Below are 19,155 nucleotides of genomic sequence, written 5' to 3'. Positions count from 1 at the left end.
CCGTACGAACATCCCCGCACTCTTCAAGTCTTCCGGAATAATTTCAAAACACACCCACAACAAACCACCAACCACTTACTACCAACAGCTTTTTCTTTTCCCTAAAAAAACCGCTAAAGCGGTGACTACCAACAACTTCTCCGTTTTCATTCTGAGAACCTGAATCGCACCTGAAAATTGGGCGTTGGATATTCTCCAGTTCGAAATTCATTCCCTTCAATTTTTCCTCATATCAATAAACCGCTAAAGCGGTGACTACTAACGGCTTTTCCGTTTTCCTACAGAGAATCTGGGTAACACTTGAAAATTTGATGTTGGATATTGATTATTGGGCATTCAATCCGTCCTTTCTCCTTTCTTCCTTCTCATTATTTATCCTCCGATTCAACCCGGTTCGCAGACTTGAAGCGTGTGACGAAGCACTTATTCCCTATACCCTTATACCCGTTTTCCCCCGTTTTTCCCATTGCGTCCCTTGCCGAAAGTGCCCAATTTATCCAACTATGAATAAACGTCGCGATCCCAACGATTACATCCCTGATGTCCGGGACGGCCTCACCCGGAAGGAGCGGGCAGTGCTGGTTTGCCTCCACGATTTACAGAAGGAGAATGGTGACCGGAACGTCCCGACCATCCTGCTGTGGGGTGAACTGATCGACCGCGGTTATGATATTTCCAGAGATGAGCTTAACGGCATGCTCGCCCGCCTCGGTGCCATGAATTTCTAAACAGCATCACCAGGCCACTAGTGATTGGGGGCCGTCACTCACTTCGTATGTCTGCAGAACTTCGCCCGTTTCTACGTCAAATTTCTGCACTGTATTCGCATTGAAGTTGGATACATATAAATCCTTGTTCGCATCAGAAAATACCAGCCCCATGGCTCCGTTATTTACGTGAATCGGTGATTCGTTATCGTTGAGTACCGTATATGTTATTGCATCATAGGAATACAGGAAACCGTTTTCCTGATCGCCTGCATCCGATAAATACACTTTCTGTTCAGCGGATGCAATCCGCCCCGGAGTTCCGCCAAACTCAATGGTCTGAGTTACTGCCATGGAGTTCACATCGATGACATCTACTTTTCCGGTGATGTCGTCATAGTTCCCGGTACAGACCACATGCAGATTACCGTCCGGCGTCCAGGTAAATTCCTGCGGATTGGTACTGGTGCTAATAGTTGTATCCACTGAATAATCCGACTTGTTCAGCACCGTTACCGAGGATTCGGAATAGTCCGGCCATCCACCGTTATTTGCAACAAAAATATGTGAGTCGTCCGAGGTAATGCCCTGGGGACCGGTTCCTACGGCGGCCGAATCTTCAAGCGTGTAATTACCGGCATTCACAATATAAAGCTGATTCGAGGACAACCCGGTGATGTAAATATAGTTCCCATCGATGTGAAGCCCGTAGGGATTGCTGCCACCCGGTAAATTTATGGTGGTGATACTGTTGCCGTCTTCTGCGGCAAACACATCCATGGAGGCCGGACTGGAGTTCAAAACGAGTAAGTGCTCTCCGATGATGCCCAGGTCAGATGGGATTTCTCTGGCGGCGACAAACTGGAGGGATACCTCATCTGTGGTCAGGTCAATATGTGAAACCGTTTGTGCCAGCCCATTGAGCACAAACAACCCTTCCACAGCGGTACCACCACTATCTACAAGATTATCGTCACAGCCCGTCATAAGCAAAAGTGCAATGCCAAATACGACAAGTAGTACTTTTGGTTTATTCATATGGTTCTCCCGAGTTTTATTGAGAATGGTTGAAGTTCAATTCCAGTGAAAGTCGGTAATTCCGCCCGGGCTCCGGCATCCGTTCCATAATGTAATACCTGTTATCCCAGAGATTGTTTATGCGCAGGATGATTTGCAGCGAGAGAGCCTCCGGCAGCAAGCGCTGAGATAGAACACCCCGCAGCTCAATAGATCCCAATTCATATGGTGGAAGCGATTTTGTGTTTGCCTGGGTAATAAACCGACTTCCGCGAAATCGATGGTCGTAGATTATCGTGAGAAATTTCAGGTTTGAACCGAATCTGGCCCGCCACTCATATGCTGGCCGGAACGGAAGTGTTTTATTCAACAGTGCGTGATTAGGATTTTTGTTTCGTGCTACTAAATGTTCAAAACCTGCCCGGCCAAAGAAGCGGTCATCGGGTGAATTCCATGTTACTGAAAACGATTGACCTGTAATGCGGCTGTCTGTATTGGTTGGTGAAAAATTACCATAAGAGCCGGTTACCCAGATGATCTGATCCCGGAATTCGCGCCAGAAAGCTTCGCCGGTCACTTCCAAATCGCGTCCACGAACCGGCCTGAGTTTGAGCCCTATTGTTGCTTCACGGCTTTGTTCCGGACGGAGATCCGGATTGCCGGATACACGAAAATCCTGGTAAAACAGATCGCCGAACGTCGGTATGCGAAATGAACGATTCAAATTTGAAAAAAGAGTCCCATTTGGATATCCCCTTTGCCGAATGGAAGTGCCAAGTGACGCACTCCAGAACGGGTATTGTTCGATTTCTTCACCGTTATTATACCGAATAAAGGAGTATCGGATCTGCGGATTTGTGGTTATGGAATAGTTGCTGTCACCAAGTACGGTAGAGAATTCAGCCCCCGAATGCAGCCCGTAACTCTCCTGGGTTGCACGAATGGGGTCAGCATAGTCCAGTGACTCGCCCGTCTGCTGAAATTCGGTTTTTTCTAAATCAACGCCGGTGTTCCAATGGATATTTTGCCGTAAATGGATATTCAGGTCCGCACTTGTGCCCAGCGTCCCATGATCGTATCGGGTATCGTACGGCGGAACCAATCGGTATTGAAGCGGGGCATCAGCAGGTGGATCGTTCACGTATTCTGAGGAAGCCGTACTTAACTGAGATTGAATATCCAGAGATCCGTTAGAGAACTGTTCCCGGTAGGATCCTGAAATACCCGCCCGATCATTGTGGGCATTTGCGTATGGAGTCCATTGATAAATTTTCCCGGGCAAGCCGCGATCGGATTGCATCAGGTGTCCGCTGATTCGAATTTGTCTTGACGGTTTTGTATAGGAGAGGCTGCTCTGGAGACTCCGGAGATGGATTGCGGCATTTTCACGATGTCTGGTGACCGACGTGCCGTCCGGCAGATTATAGGAATATCGATAGTCGTTCTTCACCGAACGCCCACTGTAGGATACATTATAATAGAGTGGAGAGATAATTTCTCCGGAGAGAAAAGTAGAAACCTCTCTGCCAGAGTAACTTTCGACAGCCCCCCCGACACTCCATTGCTCGACTGGCTGATTCCTTGTGATAATCCGGACAACGCCCGCATAGGCGCCGGAGCCGTATTCGGCGCTGGCCCCGTGAGGATGGATCCGGATTTCCTGGATCATTTCGGTGGAAATCGTTTCAAGGTTCACTTCACCGGTCAGGGGATCGTTTAACGGGATACCGTCTACCAGTACCAGCACCTGATTGGTGTTGCTCCCGCGTATCCTGATACCCCTGGCTCCGGAATCACCTTCTCTGGTAATAGTAATTTGCGGTACCTGTTCCAACACTTCGGCTGCGGAGTTTCCGAATCGCTCGATTCTCTCTCTGGAGAGGAAGATTTCCTGTGCTCCATAGTATTCACCCTCCACGGTTACTGCGGGGAATCGGAAAGTCCTGGGAGCTAAATGGATTGTTACATCTTCTGGAACATCTTTGGACAGCGTGATGGTGATATTTTTCGGCTGGTACCGGATATGGGCAATTCGAAGACGGTATGTGCCACTATAGAGATGCGCGATTTGAAATTGGCCATCGGCATCGGTATAGGTGCCGCCTTTACCATCCAGGACGGTGACCGACGCATCTTCCACTGGCTGATTGGTAGAAGAATCCACAACTGTACCGGTCAGTTTGACTGGACTCTGGCCGCAGAGAAATAACGGGAAAAGTATTCCGAATATGAGTGAGGTGTATTTTACGAATCGCACGCTGCATCCCGTCTGAACGGGAGCAGAGCCAATGATCGATCAGGAGACAAACTGTGTGTGATCGCCATGACCTTGCCCTCGAAGGTTTGGAGTAGATGGTTTGGAAATGGCAGGTCTCCTGACTGACGGATCGTCCTTTCGACGCACCTTCCCGTCCCGCAGAGGCGGGGCAGTGGTTCACGCATCGATCGTCACCGATCACAGTAGCGGGGCTGTGCCCGATTTGCACGGGCTTCCCTTGACCATTTCTCTGTTGTCAAATAGTACCACGAACGTACATCGGTGAATTCAATAATTCAAGATGAATTTGGTGGAAAGAGTGACGAACGGAGACCGGAGACCGAAAAAAAACAATGAGCACGCAGATGACACAGAAAAACGGATAACCGCAGATTTAAAACTTCTATTTAAGACGAATCAAACTGCAACACTGTAACACTTTAATACGAAAATACTAAAATGAAAATCCGATTGGACTAGTTATCTGTAGGGATTATGAGGGTGGTAATTGTAAGCTTTAAATTTCCTCAAATGGAGCCCATGCAACAATTGTAATAAACACCTCGCAATGAGATTGCGAGGCTTAGATTCAAGACGATGTTATTTCAGGAACCTACTGTTTTTTCCTGTCCCGACAGGGACAGGCTGCCTTCAGCCCCGGAAGGTATTCCGGGGATAATGAATGAAGACGAAAGGTAAGTCCCGCCAGGGACGACTGACAATCGCCCGGAATGCACCTCAGCCGTCCGGGACTTTATGATAATCACAATCGCACATAGCCCACCAATGAATTGGTGGACTTATGGCAACCGCCCCGATGGGGCTGCAATAGGAATTCAATTATCCCTGCCAGGAATTCTTGTATTAATAACACGCCATATTTTTTTAATCGGCTACTTAAATAGGAGAAAGAAAAACACGATTAATATTTACACAATTTACAGAATACAATGCTGACATTGGTAGCCTTTGAGTCTTATTCAAAGGCGTTCCGAGTGCCTCGCAATGAGATTGCGAGGCTAAAATCCGACGAACCTGAATTTCCGTAAGCCGTGGTTTTCCTGTCCCGGCAGGGATAGTGTGCCTTCAGCCCCGGAAGTCATTCCGGGGGTTGTGAATGAAGACAAAAGGTAAGTCCCGCCAGGGACGAATGATATTCTGATAATCGGCCAGAAGACAACCCAACCGTCCCTCCGGGACTTTGTGATAATTACGATCTCATCTATCCCACCAATGAATTGGTGGGCTAACAGCACCCGCCCCGATGGGGCTATACCGATCCCGTTTTCACATTGTAATTAAGTTGTAGACTGGGCTTTGGATCTAATTCACAGGTGGAATTTTACGCAATACGCAGTACGCAATACATAATACTATTGCCAAAGTTAACGGAGGATACTCGCTTTCACTCAAACACCCGATCACTTGGACACTATAACACTGCCGTAATCTGGCATACATTTTGAAGCAGGTAAATGGGACTTGAGGACTCATCTATTGAAATAAGGGATTACAGAACATTGGCTTCTTGGAATTGGGAAAATGAAATTGAAATGAGGGAAAATCGTCAGTGAAGTTTCCAACATTTAGCAAAGGCGTACACCCGTCAGACCACAAAGAATACACCAATACCAAATCTATTGAGTTTATGCCGCTGCCGGAGGAAGTTTTTGTTCCAGTGCAACAGCACATCGGTGCGCCGGATGATCCGGTGGTGGAGCGCCGGGATGAGGTGAAAACCGGGCAGGTTATCGGCCGAAGCGACAAGTACGTCTCCAGTCCGGTGCACTCACCGGTGACCGGGAAGGTGAAAAAGATCGATAGCTTTCTCCATCCCATGGGATCAAAAGTTACGATGATTCAGATCCAGCGAACCGGTGAGGATGAATGGGACCTGCTGGACCATCCGGATCGCTGGGAAGATGCCTCCGTAGACGAACTGCGGCAGCTCATCTGGGATGCCGGAATCGTCGGGCTCGGCGGAGCCGCATTCCCGACACATGTGAAACTGGCACCGCCGGAGGAGAAGCCGGTGGACTCGTTCATTTTAAACGGATGCGAGTGCGAGCCGTATCTGACCTCGGACCACCGCGCCATGGTGGAGATGACCGATAAGATTCTCACCGGGATGTCCATTATAATGAAAACGCTCGGTGTGGAGAATGGCTACATCGGCATCGAGGATAATAAGCCTGATGCGGTGGAGGCGATGAACGACCGGGTGCGTGATTTGGGGATGGATTACACGGTGATGGCGCTTGAGACGAAGTATCCCCAGGGTGCTGAGAAGATGTTGATCAAATCAGTACTGGACCGGAAGGTTCCGGCCGGCGGGCTTCCCATGGATGTGGGAACCGTCGTGAACAATGTCGGGACGGCTATCGCAGTAGCGGAAGCCTTCACTGAAGGGAAACCGCTCGTTCAACGTGTTGTGACCATTACCGGAGATGGAATTGCTGAGCCCAAAAATGTTATGGCGCGCATCGGTACACCCTTTCAGTCGCTCATCGACTTCGCAGGAGGACTGAAAGAGGAGGCGACGCAGGTGTTTATGGGCGGCCCGATGATGGGCATGGCGCAGCACGACCTTTCAATCCCGGTGATCAAGGCGACCAGCGGGATCATCTGCTCCAGAGAAGCTACGATTACAAAGATGAACACCTACCCCTGCATCCAGTGCGGCGCGTGTGTGGATGCGTGCCCCATGAATCTGGTACCGACCCGGCTGGCGAAGTTTTCCGAGCAGAAAATGATTGAAGCCATGGAACAGTACGATATTGACAGCTGTGTGGAGTGCGGTTCATGTGCTTTTGCATGTCCCTCGCACATTCCGCTGGTACAATGGATCAGAGTTGGGAAATATCGGGTCAATGAATCCCGGGATAAGCAGGCAGCCTAAGAACTGAAATCGGACAGGACGTATGACTGACGAGAAGCAGGACGCATCAAAGGAATCTGAAAAGAAACAGGCGGAGGAATCGGAATCCTCCGGAAAATCCGGGGCTGAAACGGAGAAATCCAAAAAGTCCCGGAAGAAGAAGCGAAAAAAGAAAAAGAAGGATCCCCGCAGTAAACTCTTTTCTCTGGACCGGCAGCCGTTTGTGCTGTCGCCCTCCCCGCATCAATACTCCGAAGACAGCGTGCCGAAAATTATGTGGTCGGTGGTCGGCGCCGTGGCGCCGGCGGCGATTATGGCGGTGTACTACTTCGGATTGCCTGCGGTCTGGATGATTCTCGCTTGTACTTTCGCAGCACTGGGTACTGAAGTGATTATAAACAAGATCAAAGGCGAAGGGCTGACCATCGGAGACGGCAGCGCGGCCATTACCGGATTGCTGCTGGCGCTGACGTTGCCACCGTCGTTTCCGGTGACTGGCGGTATCCTCGGGTCGGTATTCGCCATCGCCATCGGGAAACAAATCTTTGGCGGACTGGGCGCAAACATCTTTAATCCGGCGCTGCTGGGGCGTGCATTTCTGCAAGCCAGTTTTCCCGTAACCATGACCACCTGGACACTCCCGAACACGGCGAAATTTTCCGGCGTGGATGCGGTTTCGGCTGCCACGCCGCTGGGCCAATTCAAATTTGAACAGATTATGACCAATTATGGCGACCTGCTGGTAGGGAACATCGGCGGATCGCTGGGAGAGACGTCCGCCATCGCCATCCTCCTGGGGGGAATTTATTTGTTAGTAAAAAAGTATGCGGACTGGCGCATCCCGGTGAGTTTCCTGGGATCGGTCTTTCTGCTGGGCGGACTGTTTTGGCTGATTAATCCTTCCCAATATCCTGACCCGGTATTTCATCTGCTCTCAGGCGGACTCATGTTCGGCGCATTTTTTATGGCCACGGATATGGTGACGTCACCGATTACGCCGAAGGGGGCCTGGATATTCGGTGCCGGCGCAGGACTCATCCTGATAGTCATCAGGATTTGGGGCGGCCTGCCGGAGGGTGTGATGTACTCCATTCTGCTCATGAACTCGGTGACGCCGCTCATCAACCGCTACACGCGGCCGAAGGTGTTCGGGGAGGTGCGGGCATGAATACAACAGGGAAGATGATTATCGTTCTGACACTCATTGCCACATTATCCGGTGGTGTACTATCCTCCTGGGACGGATACACCGCGCCGAAGATTGAGCAGTACCGGCTAGAGCAATTGCGCCAGGCCATCGGCGATGTGCTGCCGGCACACGAGACGTATGAGAAGATCGAAACCGATACAAAAACATTTTATGTGGGCAAAGATGCCGGGGACGCGACGGTCGGTATTGCTTTTCTCGCCATCGGCAGCGGCTTCCAGGGTGAAATCAGGATGATGGTCGGTGTGACGCCGGATTTCTCGGAGATCACCGGGCTGGCTATCCTGGAACAGGTAGAGACGCCGGGGCTCGGTACGAAGATTGTGGAAGACCCGACCAACAAGCAGAACCCGGACTGGTTTACCGACCAGTTTCAGGGGGTGGATCCAATTCCGGGCATCTCCGTGGTTAAAAATCAAAAGCCGGCCGGCGAGAGCCAGGTGCAGGCGATTACCGGGGCGACTATTTCATCGAAATCGGTGGTGGATATTTTGAACAACACGATTGCGGATGCAAAAGAATTATATCAATCCAGGAAGCAGCAGGTGATGTAATGGCGAAGAACACTTCATTAACCCGCGAATTTACCAAAGGGCTCTGGGACGAAAACCCAGTACTGATATCGCTGTTGGGGCTTTGTCCGACTCTGGCGGTCACGAATTCGGCGGTCAACGGTATTGCCATGGGGCTGGCGACCACGTTCGTCGTGGTCAGTTCCAGTGTAATAATTTCGTCGCTTCGGAACTTAATTCCACACCAGGTGCGGATCGCGAGCTATATCGTGATTATCGCCACGTTCGTCACCCTGGCAGACCGGTTTCTGGCAGCATTTACACCAGAGATCAGCAAGGCACTCGGCCCGTACGTCCCCTTAATTGTAGTGAACTGTCTCATCCTCGGGCGACAGGAGGCGTTCTCCTCGAAGAACACGCCCGGGCGATCATTTATCGATGCCCTGGGAATGGGCACCGGTTTTCTGCTGGTATTATTTGTACTCGGAGGTATCCGGGAGATCCTGGGATCAGGTTCGTTGTTGAATATTACGCTGCTTGGCGACTGGTTCTCACCATGGATGGTGATGATCCTCCCGCCGGGCGCATTCCTGACGCTGGGGCTGCTCATCGGACTGGCCAACTGGATTAACGAGCGGAGGGCCGAAGCATGAAACTCTTTCTGATTTTTATCTCTGCGGCGGTGGTCAATAACTTTGTTCTCGCCTATTTCCTGGGGATATGCCCGTTCGTCGGCGTCTCCAAGAAGCTCTCGTCGGCAGTGAGTATGGGGATGGCTGTTACCTTTGTTATGACGATTACCGCGGCAGTGACCTGGCTGATTTACCATCTGATACTGGTACCGTTCAACGTGGTTATCCTGGAATACGTCTCATTTATCCTGGTGATCGCATCGCTGGTGCAGCTGGTGGAGATGTTCATCCTCAAAATCAGCAAGCCGCTGTACGATACGCTGGGAATTTATTTACCATTGATCACCACGAACTGTGCAATCCTTGGGCTAGCGCTGTTTGCAGTGCTCCGGGATTACGGGTTCCTGGAGAGCCTGGTCTACGGGGTCGGCGCCGGAGTCGGTTTCACGATGGCGCTGGTCATTATGGCCGGCATCCGCGAGGAACTGGAACTCGCAAATGTTCCGAAACATTTTCAGGGCGCAGGCATCACAATGATAGTGGCGGGTGGACTGGCGCTGGCGTTTATGGGGTTTGCGGGGCTGATATCTATTTGATAAAAATAGCACACAGATGATGCAGATTTGGCAGATGACCGCAGATAAAACAGAAAACGAAGAACAGATTAAATACTGAAAAACACCGAATTCACTGAGTCATGGGAAAATGAACAAAAACAGAAGAATGATTTACCGCTGAGCCGCGAAGGGCGCGAAGAAAACGCAAAGAAAAACCAGGTGAAACACTGAAAAACATCGAATTCACCGATAATAAATAGAAGACATCTAACTGAGGATGCCAAACTGGTGACAAAAATAAAGGAGATCAATATTGGGCTTCTACCTCGCAATAAGATTGCGAGGCTAGCCTTTGAATCTCATTCAAAGGCGGCTAACGATAACACTTTAACACAATAACACGGTTGTTAACTATGGATGTAACATCACTACTGATATCAATGGGAAGTATGGGCGGACTTGGTGCCCTTTTCTCGACAGGATTGTCAATTGCGAACAAAAAGCTGCACGTGGATGAAGATCCGCGCATCAGTCAGGTCAAGAATGCGCTGCCCGGCGCGAACTGCGGTGGCTGCGGATATCCCGGCTGTGCGAAATTTGCCGAGGAGGTAGTTGGCGGCAACGTGGAAATCAGCGACTGCACCGTGGCCTCGCAGGACGAAATTGACGAGATTGCTGAAATTATGGGCGTGGAGGTCTCTGCCGCCGAGCGGAAGATCGCCCGGGTCATGTGCCAGGGCGGAGCTTACGAGACGGCAAAGAAGGCCGATTATGCCGGTATCGAATCCTGTCTGGCTGCCAACCTGATGAGCGGCGGCGAAAAACTCTGCGAATACGGCTGTCTTGGTTTCGGCGAGTGTGTGGATTCCTGTCCGTTTGACGCTATGTATATGGACGATAACGGGCTCCCGGTGGTCATCGAGGAGAAGTGCACCGGTTGCGGTAACTGTGTTGAAGCGTGCCCGCGGAATGTCATCGAACTGCATCCGGAATCCGATAAGTTGTTTGTGCTCTGTAAGAACCTGGACGATCCAAAGACTTCGCGCGGACTTTGTATCAAGGCGTGTATCGGGTGTCAGATCTGTGTAAGAGCAGCAGAAGATGACCAGATGTACATGGACAACAATCTGGCGTACGTCAATTACGATATCTATGGGAAAGAACCTGAACTACCAACTGATAAATGCCCCACCGGATGTTTGGTAATTATTAACGGTGACTCCGCAGGAGCAGAAGAGGAAGATGTTATGGAAAAGGCAGCCTGATGTCGGAGGCGGTACTCGATAAAGGTGTTGTAAAGCGTATTGAAGGGGAGCGGGCTTTTGTGGAAATCGCTGACTCCGACGCGTGTGAGGACTGCGGCGCACGCATTCTTTGTGCACCGAACCAATCCGGCGAGAGGGGCATTATGGCGAAGAATACCGCACACGCCAAAGTGGGACAACAGGTGCTGGTGACTGAAACCGATGATCTGCTGTTAAAATTATCTCTGATGCAATACGGTTTGCCACTTCTGGGTTTTCTCCTTGGGATATTTGTTTTATATTCATTCAACATTTCCCTACCGGGAATACCGGCCGAGGTGGTTTGGTTCCTTGGGGGGTTGGCCGGATTGGGCTTCAGTGGGGTGCTCTCATGGCGATGGGCCAGGGGGGCGGCACAGACCAGCAAACATTATTTTGAAATATCGAAAATCTACGCGAACGGGAGTACGAACAATGAAAAAAATCGATAGAAGGACCTTCCTGAGAACTGCCACATTTGCCGGCGTCGGAGTTGCTGCAGCCGGATTGCCGCTCTGGAAGCCGGAGGCTGCGGAACTCAATGTTATGCTGGTGACCATGAACCCGGAACGCGATGCTAAGAAACTCCTGGGTCGTTTTGACGCCCTCGGAGCCAATCCGGTTGTGGAAACACACCCTGTTACCCCTGCAGCTCAGGATCTTTCCGTTATCCGGAACGGCCAGCTGCTTGATCCATCCCGGGGAAACGGCCTGCCTTCCGAAATCCGTGAATTTGCCAGAGAAATGCGGAGCCGTTCTGTCGATGGGGGATATTGTGTTACGATCTCCACCGGAGAAAAATCAACGAAAAATACGGCTACCTTCACGGTGGATGGGAAAGTTGTTGAACAGGTCGATCTGACAAAAGATTTTGAGAACATTGTAATTCCCGGAGCACAGGGCGATACCGAGTTCCGGCTTCACGATGGCAAACTGAGAGCGACCAAATCCTCTTGTAAACATGATATATGTCTGAAAATGGGGCCGGTAGAGTCCGGGCGGATTGTCTGTGCACCAAACAAACTGGTGGCGAAGGTCAGTGCACAATCCCGCCAGGTGGATGGTGTTACCGGGTAGCTTTCCCGATTAATATCCTTTGAAATGACCATACAAAAAGCCACTCTTCGATAGGTCGTTCGACCCGGCTCATGACGGGCTCAGAGTGACTTTTGTATATTGTGGATTACCCTCAGTGAATAACTCCTATATAACGCTGTCACTGCGCTGTTTTGTTTTTTTGGTCCTGGTATTGAGCCTGACCGCGTGCAATTCATCCCGGCAATCGTTCCACTTTACAAAGTTTGCTATGGATACGGTCATCGATTATACCGTGATGGCCGACTCCCGCGAGTCCGCCCGTTCAGCAATGCTGAATGCTCACACTGAGGTGCAGCGTGTCTCAGACCTTCTCTGGGAAGAGGAGCCCGGCAGTGAAATTTTCCGGTTCAACGCAGCGACAGATTCGATCCATACCACACAAGAAGTATACGAGTTGCTTTCCCGGGCAAAACAGTATTTCGCTCATACCAAGGGAGCATTTGACCTTTCTGTGAAGCCCGCTCTCGAATTATATGATTTCAGGGAAGAGGATGCCGAACCGCCGGGCTCGGAGTTACTGCATCAGACCCTTGCTGCCGTTGGATTCGGTCACGTACAACTCGAGCATCGGGGCGGTGCGTATATAGTCCGGAAAGAGTCCCCGAATACCAGACTGGCGGTGGGCGGCTTGGCCAAAGGCTACGCGGTCGACCGGGCGATTGCGGAGTTTCAGGATACCGGGATAGAGCAGGCGCTCATAAATGCCGGCGGCGATCTCTATACCCTGGGATCGAAAAACGGGAAGCCGTGGAAAGTCGGCATCCAGGCGCCGCGAAATCCTGACGAAATTCGGGAAGTGCTGGCAGTCAAGGATAAGGCCGTGGCAACCTCCGGTGATTATCAGCGGTATTTTATGCATGAAGGGACACGATATCACCACATCCTGGATCCGGAAAACGGAAAGCCTGTCCGAGGCTCCCAAAGCGCTACCGTACTTGCACCAACCACGGAAATGGCCGACGCGTATGCCACTGCGTTATTTGTGAGTGGGCCAATCCATGGAATTGATATGATTAATTCCGATGCCGTGTTGGAGGGGATGATTATCGATTCTTCCGGGACGGTATACTATTCTGAGGGATTTCCGGACTACCTGACTGAACCATAATTGTTCCCACATATGATACAATAAAAAAGGCGGGTCATCTGACCCGCCCTTTCTTTACGCCGTTTGGATTAAATAGTACTCCTTATTGAATCCACCAGGTGAGACCCATACCCGTTCCGAAACCAATCCGGAAGGGATCAAAATCCAGGTCCGTCCTCAAATGCACATTGGCTGAAAAGGACGACGCAATAAAGTATTCTGCACCGTACACCGCATTCAGCGTTAAGTTCGAGCTATCAAACGGTCCGCTTGAGGTGCTGGTAAAATTGAATCCACCACCGAGGTAAGTGGCAAGGTTCGCCTGTGCCGGCTGATATAACCACGCACCTCCGTTGATACCAAACATGGTATAATCGTCCCCGAATCCAAGATTCAATCCGGCATTCACACGAAGATTATTTGATAACATATAGGAAGCACTGACGCCGCTTCCATTGGTTGTCAGGCCAAGCTGCCCCTCATTAGGTTGCGCATTTGTGTTAACAGGTAGCGTCAGTGCCACAAACAATCCCATTGTGATGACGTATTTCACTAATCGATTCATCGTTCCTCCCATAGTGTTCGTTTTGTATTCCGGTTTAGGTGTCAAATTCCAACACCAAGTTGGATGACATGACTAAATTCGGGATTCCAGCCGAGACTTGCACCCATTTCTTGGCCAAAATAGGCATAATCCAGGTGGAGAAGGAACAGATTGATACCAAATCCGGTGGTAACGTACCCCTGATTCAGCCCTGCACGCAGTCGAAGAAGCGGCAATCCGACTTCCGCACCGAAGTGCAGACGCTGGAACAAGGAGGTCCCCTGGGAATTGAATGCGTCCCTGATATCCATCGCCACAACTGCGGATCGAAGAACCGGCAGGTCTGAGAGCATTGAGACGTTATAGGCGCCGCCGATATTAATCCGCATCGGCAGTTCTTGAACACCCAGGGACCCGATATCCTGAATATGCAGGCCAACCGTAAGGTTCGGCGCCGGGGAACTCAACACACCCACATCAAATAAAACACCAGTCAGTGGATCAGGGAGTGTATCCAGCATGGTTTGAGACAGGCCGGATGGATCCTGAGCATCCTGGGCATTCATCTTGATGGCTTCGATTTCATACCGCATCACATATTTTGCCGTAATCCCTGCGTGCATGGAATTGACACCCGGTACGGAAATTTCACGTCCATATCCGACAGCGCCAACGGCGTCCAGATAGCCCTTGGTATAAATACGCGGAACGTAGATCCCTTTGTCCAGGCGGACATCCGGTTTGAACTCAGTGTAAGCCGCGAAACCCAGGTTCAACATGGTGAGTGCTACCTGTGGACCGAGCCGCAAACCAACGTAGCGATCGTCAAATGGGTCCATATCCTGCAGGAACCGACTGGCCTCTTGATCCGAAAGATTTTCAAAATCACTAAAGTTGTCAACATTATCCTGGATAAATGTCGCTGCATTCAGGAACCGCTGATTCACGGCAGCTTGCATTCCCAAAATTTCCAGGTTAAATCCGCTGATACTCAGGCCGGCCGGATTGTACGACATTGCTGAGGGGCCGGTGGCCAATGCGGTATAGGCGTTCCCCATGCCCATGGCCCGAATATCGGGGCGATAGACCGCCCGCTGGGCGTAGATGGAATCAACAATCAGGATCCCAAAAACCACTAGAAAAACCGTAAATATGATTCGTAAGCGTTGCATTTGAAGGCTCCTTTATTCTGAAATTATGGACAGTTGAAGCTTCGGGCATCTTCATCAATTAGTCCGTCACCATCATCGTCAATACCGTTGAGACATTCTTCGTCGACGGCGCCATCGCCATCATTGTCCCCTTCACCCGGGTTGCCCGGCACGCCGGAGTTGATATAGTAAAAGTTGGCAGTGGCGCTCACATCGTTTATCAGCTGATCTATCGCTTCGGTATCGACACCACTCGTCGTATCACCAAGGATATCGGTAATTAATGAACCGGCATCGTTCATCAGCGTGCCGACGTTGTCAATCATAGAGTTGAGAGCATCCGGGTTATTTTGAAGCGAGTCCAAATCTTCGATGGTAACCTGTCCGCCCGGATTGAGGAAAACGTCGAGATTGATATCCTGACTGTTGATGGCACCATCGTTATTTGTGTCTTTAAAGCTCAGAATGCCGCTGGTCGCGGTCGCCATAGTGAGATCCAGGTTGATATCCTGCCGCGTGAACCGGCCACTGTATGTCCCGTCTGCAATCGGCTTCAGATTTCTGAGAATTGTATTATTGGCTTGGTACAAAATGTTTGAGGAATCCTTGCTCATATCCATAAATGGAAGATTCTGGCTCGAGGTACTCCCGCTCTGAAGGCCGGCAAGCTTCCGACTAAGGATAATTGCGTTGAAACCCGATGCATGGAGGGTTGCTTTAGAATGGTAATAGCGGGCGGCGGTACTGGTGGAATCGTTCTCCATCGCTGCCGCAAATTTTTCCCTGGCACCTTCGTAGTCGCCGTCATTCATGAGAGTCCGTCCCTCTTCAATCAGGCTGGCTTCAGTTTGATCCGGAGCGGAGAAACTAAAGATGTTTTTCTCGCACTGATTTAATAACAGTCCAGCGCACAGAATGCACACTGCTGTCAAGATTGTTCCTCTGTTCATGTCATTCCTCCATTGTTCATTTATTTTGATTATACATAAATCTCAGTCAGGCCGACCGATAAAATGGCTAGTTATCATAGTAAATATAGTTCATTGTAAGTCCCGTCGACGGGTGGTTGGATAAAATCTGATTAAATTATAATCGTTTTTCTTTCGGAGTGAAAAAGAGGTATCAGCACCAATACCAAAATCCCATGAAAAATTTGGAACAAAATATTTTACAATTTTTGTCATCTATAAAGTAGAGTTTTTATTTAAATAAAAACGATCTCTAAGGCTAATCGATATGAAACACCGCAAAGGCCTGTACTAAGACAAGGCCTTCGCAGGTTCCATAATCCATCTTTAGTTAATGGCGTATTGGACCCCAACTCCGATACTGTACCACGCAACACTGAGGGTATATGTATCGGTGGAAAAGGAGGCAAACCGATAGCGTCCTTCACCCAGGATTGAGATATTGTCATTGATGTAATACCGTGCACCAGCTCCGGCGCCAAATGCGATTTTGGAACTGGATTCGTCGCCGGCTTTGAAGGTGACGAAGGTCGGGCCGGCCATGGCAAAGGAATCGAAATTCTCTTCACCGAGGATATTTTCCAGGAATCCCGGGCTGACTTTTCGATGGTACGTTCCCCAGGCGTCGATGACGGTGAACGACCAGTCGACTGTACCGGAACCGTAGCTCTGGATATTAATCGCCGGCATGACGCCGAATTTCTTCGTGATCCCATATTCAAAATTCGCCCCGAATCCGGTGCCGAGGCCGGACAGGTTAAAACCAGCGCCGCCGACCATTTTCCCACCATCGAAAAATATCTTAGCGGGATCCATCTGTTGGGCCTGGACCAGGAACGGTACCATGACCAGGGTAAGTACGCCAATCCACTTCTTCATTTGTTTCTCCTTGTTGTGTGTTTTTGAACGTGAACAGGGCAGTGGGATTACTCCCCGGGCTTTTTATCCCGGGGATGCCCATCATGTGTTCGCTTTGCAGGTGTAATCCTGACATCCATCAGGACTTGGGGAGCACCGATCACCAGTTTGACCGGAATATTTTGTAATATCTCCACTACTGTCTCTTTGTCGGTAGCGGTCATAATGTTGTAACCTTCACGAGCAAACATTTCTCGAATTTTTCGCAGCTCGTCCAGATCGGACTCAACGATTAGTAGGTGTTTCTCCATAAGCGATCAGTACCCTCTGATTCAATCGTGACTGATAAATAAGGGCAACGGCAGGGGATGATGGGAGGGCATCCACCTACCGTTTTTGGAGGGGCACCCTTATTCTGTTTGTGGTAAGTCGTAATTCATTTGATTTTGGTATCACAATTTGTTTTGTCTTGTTACAACTAATTCAAAGAGCGTACCAATCTTCAGCGCTCAACTGTAAGTCGCTGATATATAGTCAATTATTAATTTTTACGAGAAATAGAAGGGAAAGAGATGTTGGAATAGTGCAACACCTGAAATACTAACTGTTGCGAAAAACCAACAGTTAGTCAGTAATGTTTAGTTGGGAGAGGAGCTTGTGCAGGTGGGATCGGTTAATACCGAGGATTTCTGCTGCCTCGGTTTTGGATTCGGTTCGTTTCAGCGTCTTTTTGATATAATATCGGCGAAATGATTCTTCCGCATCCCGGAGGGACTGATCCGGTGCGGTATAGCTTTCGGTTTTGGTCTGCTTCACCTGTTCCTTAGGAAGATCTGATACCTGGATTTTGTTGTCTTTGGCCAGGACAACACATCGTTGGATAACATTGGATAATTCCCGGATATTGCCCGGCCAGTGATATTCTTCCAGCAGATGAAGTACCTCTTCGCTGATTTCCGGTGGTTCGTCATCAGACGAGAATTCTTGCAGGAAATAGTCAACAAGTTCAGTTATATCTTCCTTCCGTTCTGACAGGGATGGCATATACAGTTCAAAGACCTTCAGCCGGTAATACAGATCTTCACGGAATTCGCCTGTCTTGACTAACTGCGGAATATCCTTATTGGTTGCGGCGATAAATCTGGTGTCTATGGTGTTGGTTTCCACGCCGCCGAGCCGCTCTACTTCGCCGGTTTGAATAATACGGAGCAGTTTTGCCTGCAGTGCGACAGGCATTTCACCGATTTCATTCAGGAAAACGGTCCCCCCATCCGCCAATTCCAGTTTGCCTGGTTTGGATTGGGTGGCACCGGTGAAGGCTCCCTTTTCATAGCCGAACAGCTCTGATTCAAGGAGATCTCCCGGGATCGCCCCGCAATCTATGGTAATAAATGCTTTTTTACTTCTGGGGCTGTTCAGATGAATAGTTTGAGCCAGCAGATCCTTCCCCGTACCGCTCTCACCCAGGATAACTACTGGCGCATCTGTCGGCGCAATCTTCGCGGCGAGTTTCAGAATTTCAAACAACTTCGGACTTGAGCCAATGATATCCTCACAGTCGAACTGATCGCGTAAATCGGAAAATTTCAGCGTGGAATCAGCAAGCAGATCCTGCTGGAACTGATCAAACCGCCTGGAAGTTTGCAGGCCGAAAACAATCTGCTTGGCAAACGAGAGGAGATAGGAGAGATCCCGTTCCGTGAACGGATTCTTCTTGTCCCGCCGATCGAGATAAACAGCACCGCACACCATATCTTCATGGAGAAGCGGAACGCACATCACCGCTGAAATTCCCAGCCGAATTACGCTGGATTGCGCCGCGATCCGGTTGCTGGAACCTTTATCCTGCGTTGTAACCGGTTCGGCATTTTCCATAGCGTCCAGGATAACGGTCCGACTGACCTCCTCGGCATCCGGTCGATCTTCCAGCAGCATATTATAGGCGGATACGGTCTCTGTCCTACCGGACTGATCGACCAGGATGATGAAACCGGCATCGGCATCCAGTTCGTTTACTACCACGTCAATGGCTTTTTCCAACAAACTTTTTACTTCTAATTCAGCAGAGAAGGTGATGCCTGCACTGTACAGCACCTCCAATCGCCGCTTTTCTTCGCGCAGCCATTCAGTAGTTTCCTGGAGATTGCCACTTTCGGCTTGAAAACGCTTTAGTTGCTGGGAGATCTCCTGTTGGGTCCGGAGCAGTTTCGAATATATAGCATGGAGCGCCTTCAGTTCTGATTCACCGGCTGTATTCTCCAACGATTGCTCCAGCGCGGTAAAGTCAGCTGTCAATTCGCTGAATCGCTCCTGTAACAGAGTTTGAAAGGATTGGTAATCGACTGTACGATCAGGCATTGTGGTTTTAATTTGCTCTAAATTCTGTCGTTAAAAGGTTT

19 protein-coding genes and 1 riboswitch are annotated in these 19,155 nt (G+C 49.9%); of the genes, 10 read left to right on the top strand and 9 right to left on the bottom strand.

The genetic code is table 11. The annotated features are described in order from the left end of the window. Positions 1-43: 43 nt before the first annotated feature. Positions 44-211 (bottom strand): hypothetical protein, encoded by a 168-nt coding sequence (locus K9N57_04260; protein MCF7803381.1) that lies wholly within the window; start codon positions 209-211, stop codon positions 44-46. A 292-nt stretch (positions 212-503) separates the two neighbouring features. On the opposite strand from K9N57_04260, the gene K9N57_04255 reads away from it, so the two are divergent. Next, a complete protein-coding gene (locus K9N57_04255; protein MCF7803380.1) occupies positions 504-728 on the top strand; it encodes a hypothetical protein in 225 nt (74 codons plus the stop codon). 6 nt (positions 729-734) lie between these two features. Here K9N57_04255 and K9N57_04250 read toward each other — a convergent pair whose 3' ends face one another. Together K9N57_04250 and K9N57_04245 are read right to left on the bottom strand one after the other, a co-directional pair. Continuing rightward, on the bottom strand, positions 735-1,745 hold the full coding sequence (locus K9N57_04250) for a YncE family protein (GenBank protein MCF7803379.1): 1,011 nt from the start codon (positions 1,743-1,745) through the stop codon (positions 735-737). A gap of 16 nt (positions 1,746-1,761) precedes the next feature. Continuing rightward, positions 1,762-3,981 carry a TonB-dependent receptor gene (locus tag K9N57_04245; protein MCF7803378.1) on the bottom strand — a complete coding sequence of 740 codons (2,220 nt, stop codon included), beginning with the start codon at positions 3,979-3,981 and terminating at the stop codon, positions 1,762-1,764. Between the two features lie 90 nt (positions 3,982-4,071). Continuing rightward, positions 4,072-4,267: riboswitch (cobalamin riboswitch) on the bottom strand. Positions 4,268-5,551: 1,284 nt separating this feature from the next. Here K9N57_04245 and rsxC point away from each other — a divergent pair. The 9 genes from rsxC (at position 5,552) to K9N57_04200 (ending at position 13,256) form a co-directional block, all read left to right on the top strand. Beyond that, on the top strand, positions 5,552-6,880 hold the full coding sequence (gene rsxC, locus K9N57_04240) for an electron transport complex subunit RsxC (GenBank protein ID MCF7803377.1): 1,329 nt from the start codon (positions 5,552-5,554) through the stop codon (positions 6,878-6,880). A 22-nt stretch (positions 6,881-6,902) separates the two neighbouring features. Further along, positions 6,903-8,027 carry an RnfABCDGE type electron transport complex subunit D gene (locus K9N57_04235; protein MCF7803376.1) on the top strand — a complete coding sequence of 375 codons (1,125 nt, stop codon included), beginning with the start codon at positions 6,903-6,905 and terminating at the stop codon, positions 8,025-8,027. Then, positions 8,024-8,620, top strand: a complete 597-nt coding sequence (locus K9N57_04230; GenBank protein ID MCF7803375.1) for an FMN-binding protein — start codon at positions 8,024-8,026, stop codon at positions 8,618-8,620. The genes K9N57_04235 and K9N57_04230 overlap by 4 nt, the downstream gene beginning before the upstream one ends. Then, on the top strand, positions 8,620-9,231 hold the full coding sequence (locus K9N57_04225) for an electron transport complex subunit E (GenBank protein ID MCF7803374.1): 612 nt from the start codon (positions 8,620-8,622) through the stop codon (positions 9,229-9,231). Before K9N57_04230 ends, K9N57_04225 begins: the two co-directional genes overlap by 1 nt. Beyond that, the gene (locus K9N57_04220; protein MCF7803373.1) at positions 9,228-9,806 is read left to right on the top strand and encodes an RnfABCDGE type electron transport complex subunit A; all 579 of its coding nucleotides are present in this window, start codon (positions 9,228-9,230) and stop codon (positions 9,804-9,806) included. The genes K9N57_04225 and K9N57_04220 overlap by 4 nt, the downstream gene beginning before the upstream one ends. Before the next feature lie 374 nt (positions 9,807-10,180). Continuing rightward, positions 10,181-11,032, top strand: coding sequence for an RnfABCDGE type electron transport complex subunit B (locus K9N57_04215; GenBank protein ID MCF7803372.1), 852 nt, complete (start codon positions 10,181-10,183; stop codon positions 11,030-11,032). Next, entirely contained in the window at positions 11,032-11,502 is a 471-nt protein-coding gene (locus K9N57_04210; GenBank protein MCF7803371.1) for a SoxR reducing system RseC family protein, read from the top strand. The genes K9N57_04215 and K9N57_04210 overlap by 1 nt, the downstream gene beginning before the upstream one ends. Beyond that, positions 11,486-12,127, top strand: a complete 642-nt coding sequence (locus K9N57_04205; GenBank protein ID MCF7803370.1) for a NusG domain II-containing protein — start codon at positions 11,486-11,488, stop codon at positions 12,125-12,127. Before K9N57_04210 ends, K9N57_04205 begins: the two co-directional genes overlap by 17 nt. A gap of 115 nt (positions 12,128-12,242) precedes the next feature. Continuing rightward, positions 12,243-13,256, top strand: a complete 1,014-nt coding sequence (locus tag K9N57_04200; GenBank protein MCF7803369.1) for an FAD:protein FMN transferase — start codon at positions 12,243-12,245, stop codon at positions 13,254-13,256. 82 nt (positions 13,257-13,338) lie between these two features. Here the strand turns inward: K9N57_04200 and K9N57_04195 are convergent, their stop codons facing one another. The 6 genes from K9N57_04195 to K9N57_04170 form a co-directional block, all read right to left on the bottom strand. After that, positions 13,339-13,800 carry a hypothetical protein gene (locus K9N57_04195; GenBank protein MCF7803368.1) on the bottom strand — a complete coding sequence of 154 codons (462 nt, stop codon included), beginning with the start codon at positions 13,798-13,800 and terminating at the stop codon, positions 13,339-13,341. A 41-nt stretch (positions 13,801-13,841) separates the two neighbouring features. Next, on the bottom strand, positions 13,842-14,951 hold the full coding sequence (locus tag K9N57_04190; protein ID MCF7803367.1) for a hypothetical protein: 1,110 nt from the start codon (positions 14,949-14,951) through the stop codon (positions 13,842-13,844). Between the two features lie 23 nt (positions 14,952-14,974). Next, positions 14,975-15,880, bottom strand: a complete 906-nt coding sequence (locus K9N57_04185; protein MCF7803366.1) for a hypothetical protein — start codon at positions 15,878-15,880, stop codon at positions 14,975-14,977. 345 nt (positions 15,881-16,225) lie between these two features. Beyond that, on the bottom strand, positions 16,226-16,777 hold the full coding sequence (locus K9N57_04180) for an outer membrane beta-barrel protein (GenBank protein ID MCF7803365.1): 552 nt from the start codon (positions 16,775-16,777) through the stop codon (positions 16,226-16,228). A gap of 47 nt (positions 16,778-16,824) precedes the next feature. Then, complete coding sequence (locus K9N57_04175; GenBank protein ID MCF7803364.1) at positions 16,825-17,067, bottom strand: hypothetical protein; 243 nt, start codon at positions 17,065-17,067, stop codon at positions 16,825-16,827. 313 nt (positions 17,068-17,380) lie between these two features. After that, positions 17,381-19,114: a sigma-54-dependent Fis family transcriptional regulator gene (locus K9N57_04170; GenBank protein ID MCF7803363.1), complete on the bottom strand. Its 1,734-nt coding sequence runs from the start codon at positions 19,112-19,114 to the stop codon at positions 17,381-17,383. Positions 19,115-19,155: the final 41 nt, after the last annotated feature.

Source organism: Candidatus Neomarinimicrobiota bacterium, assembly GCA_021734025.1.
Lineage (GTDB): Bacteria > Fidelibacterota > JAANXI01 > JAANXI01 > JAANXI01 > JAANXI01.
Note: the sequence above shows the minus strand (reverse complement) of the source record. Positions and strands in the feature narration are given on the sequence as shown.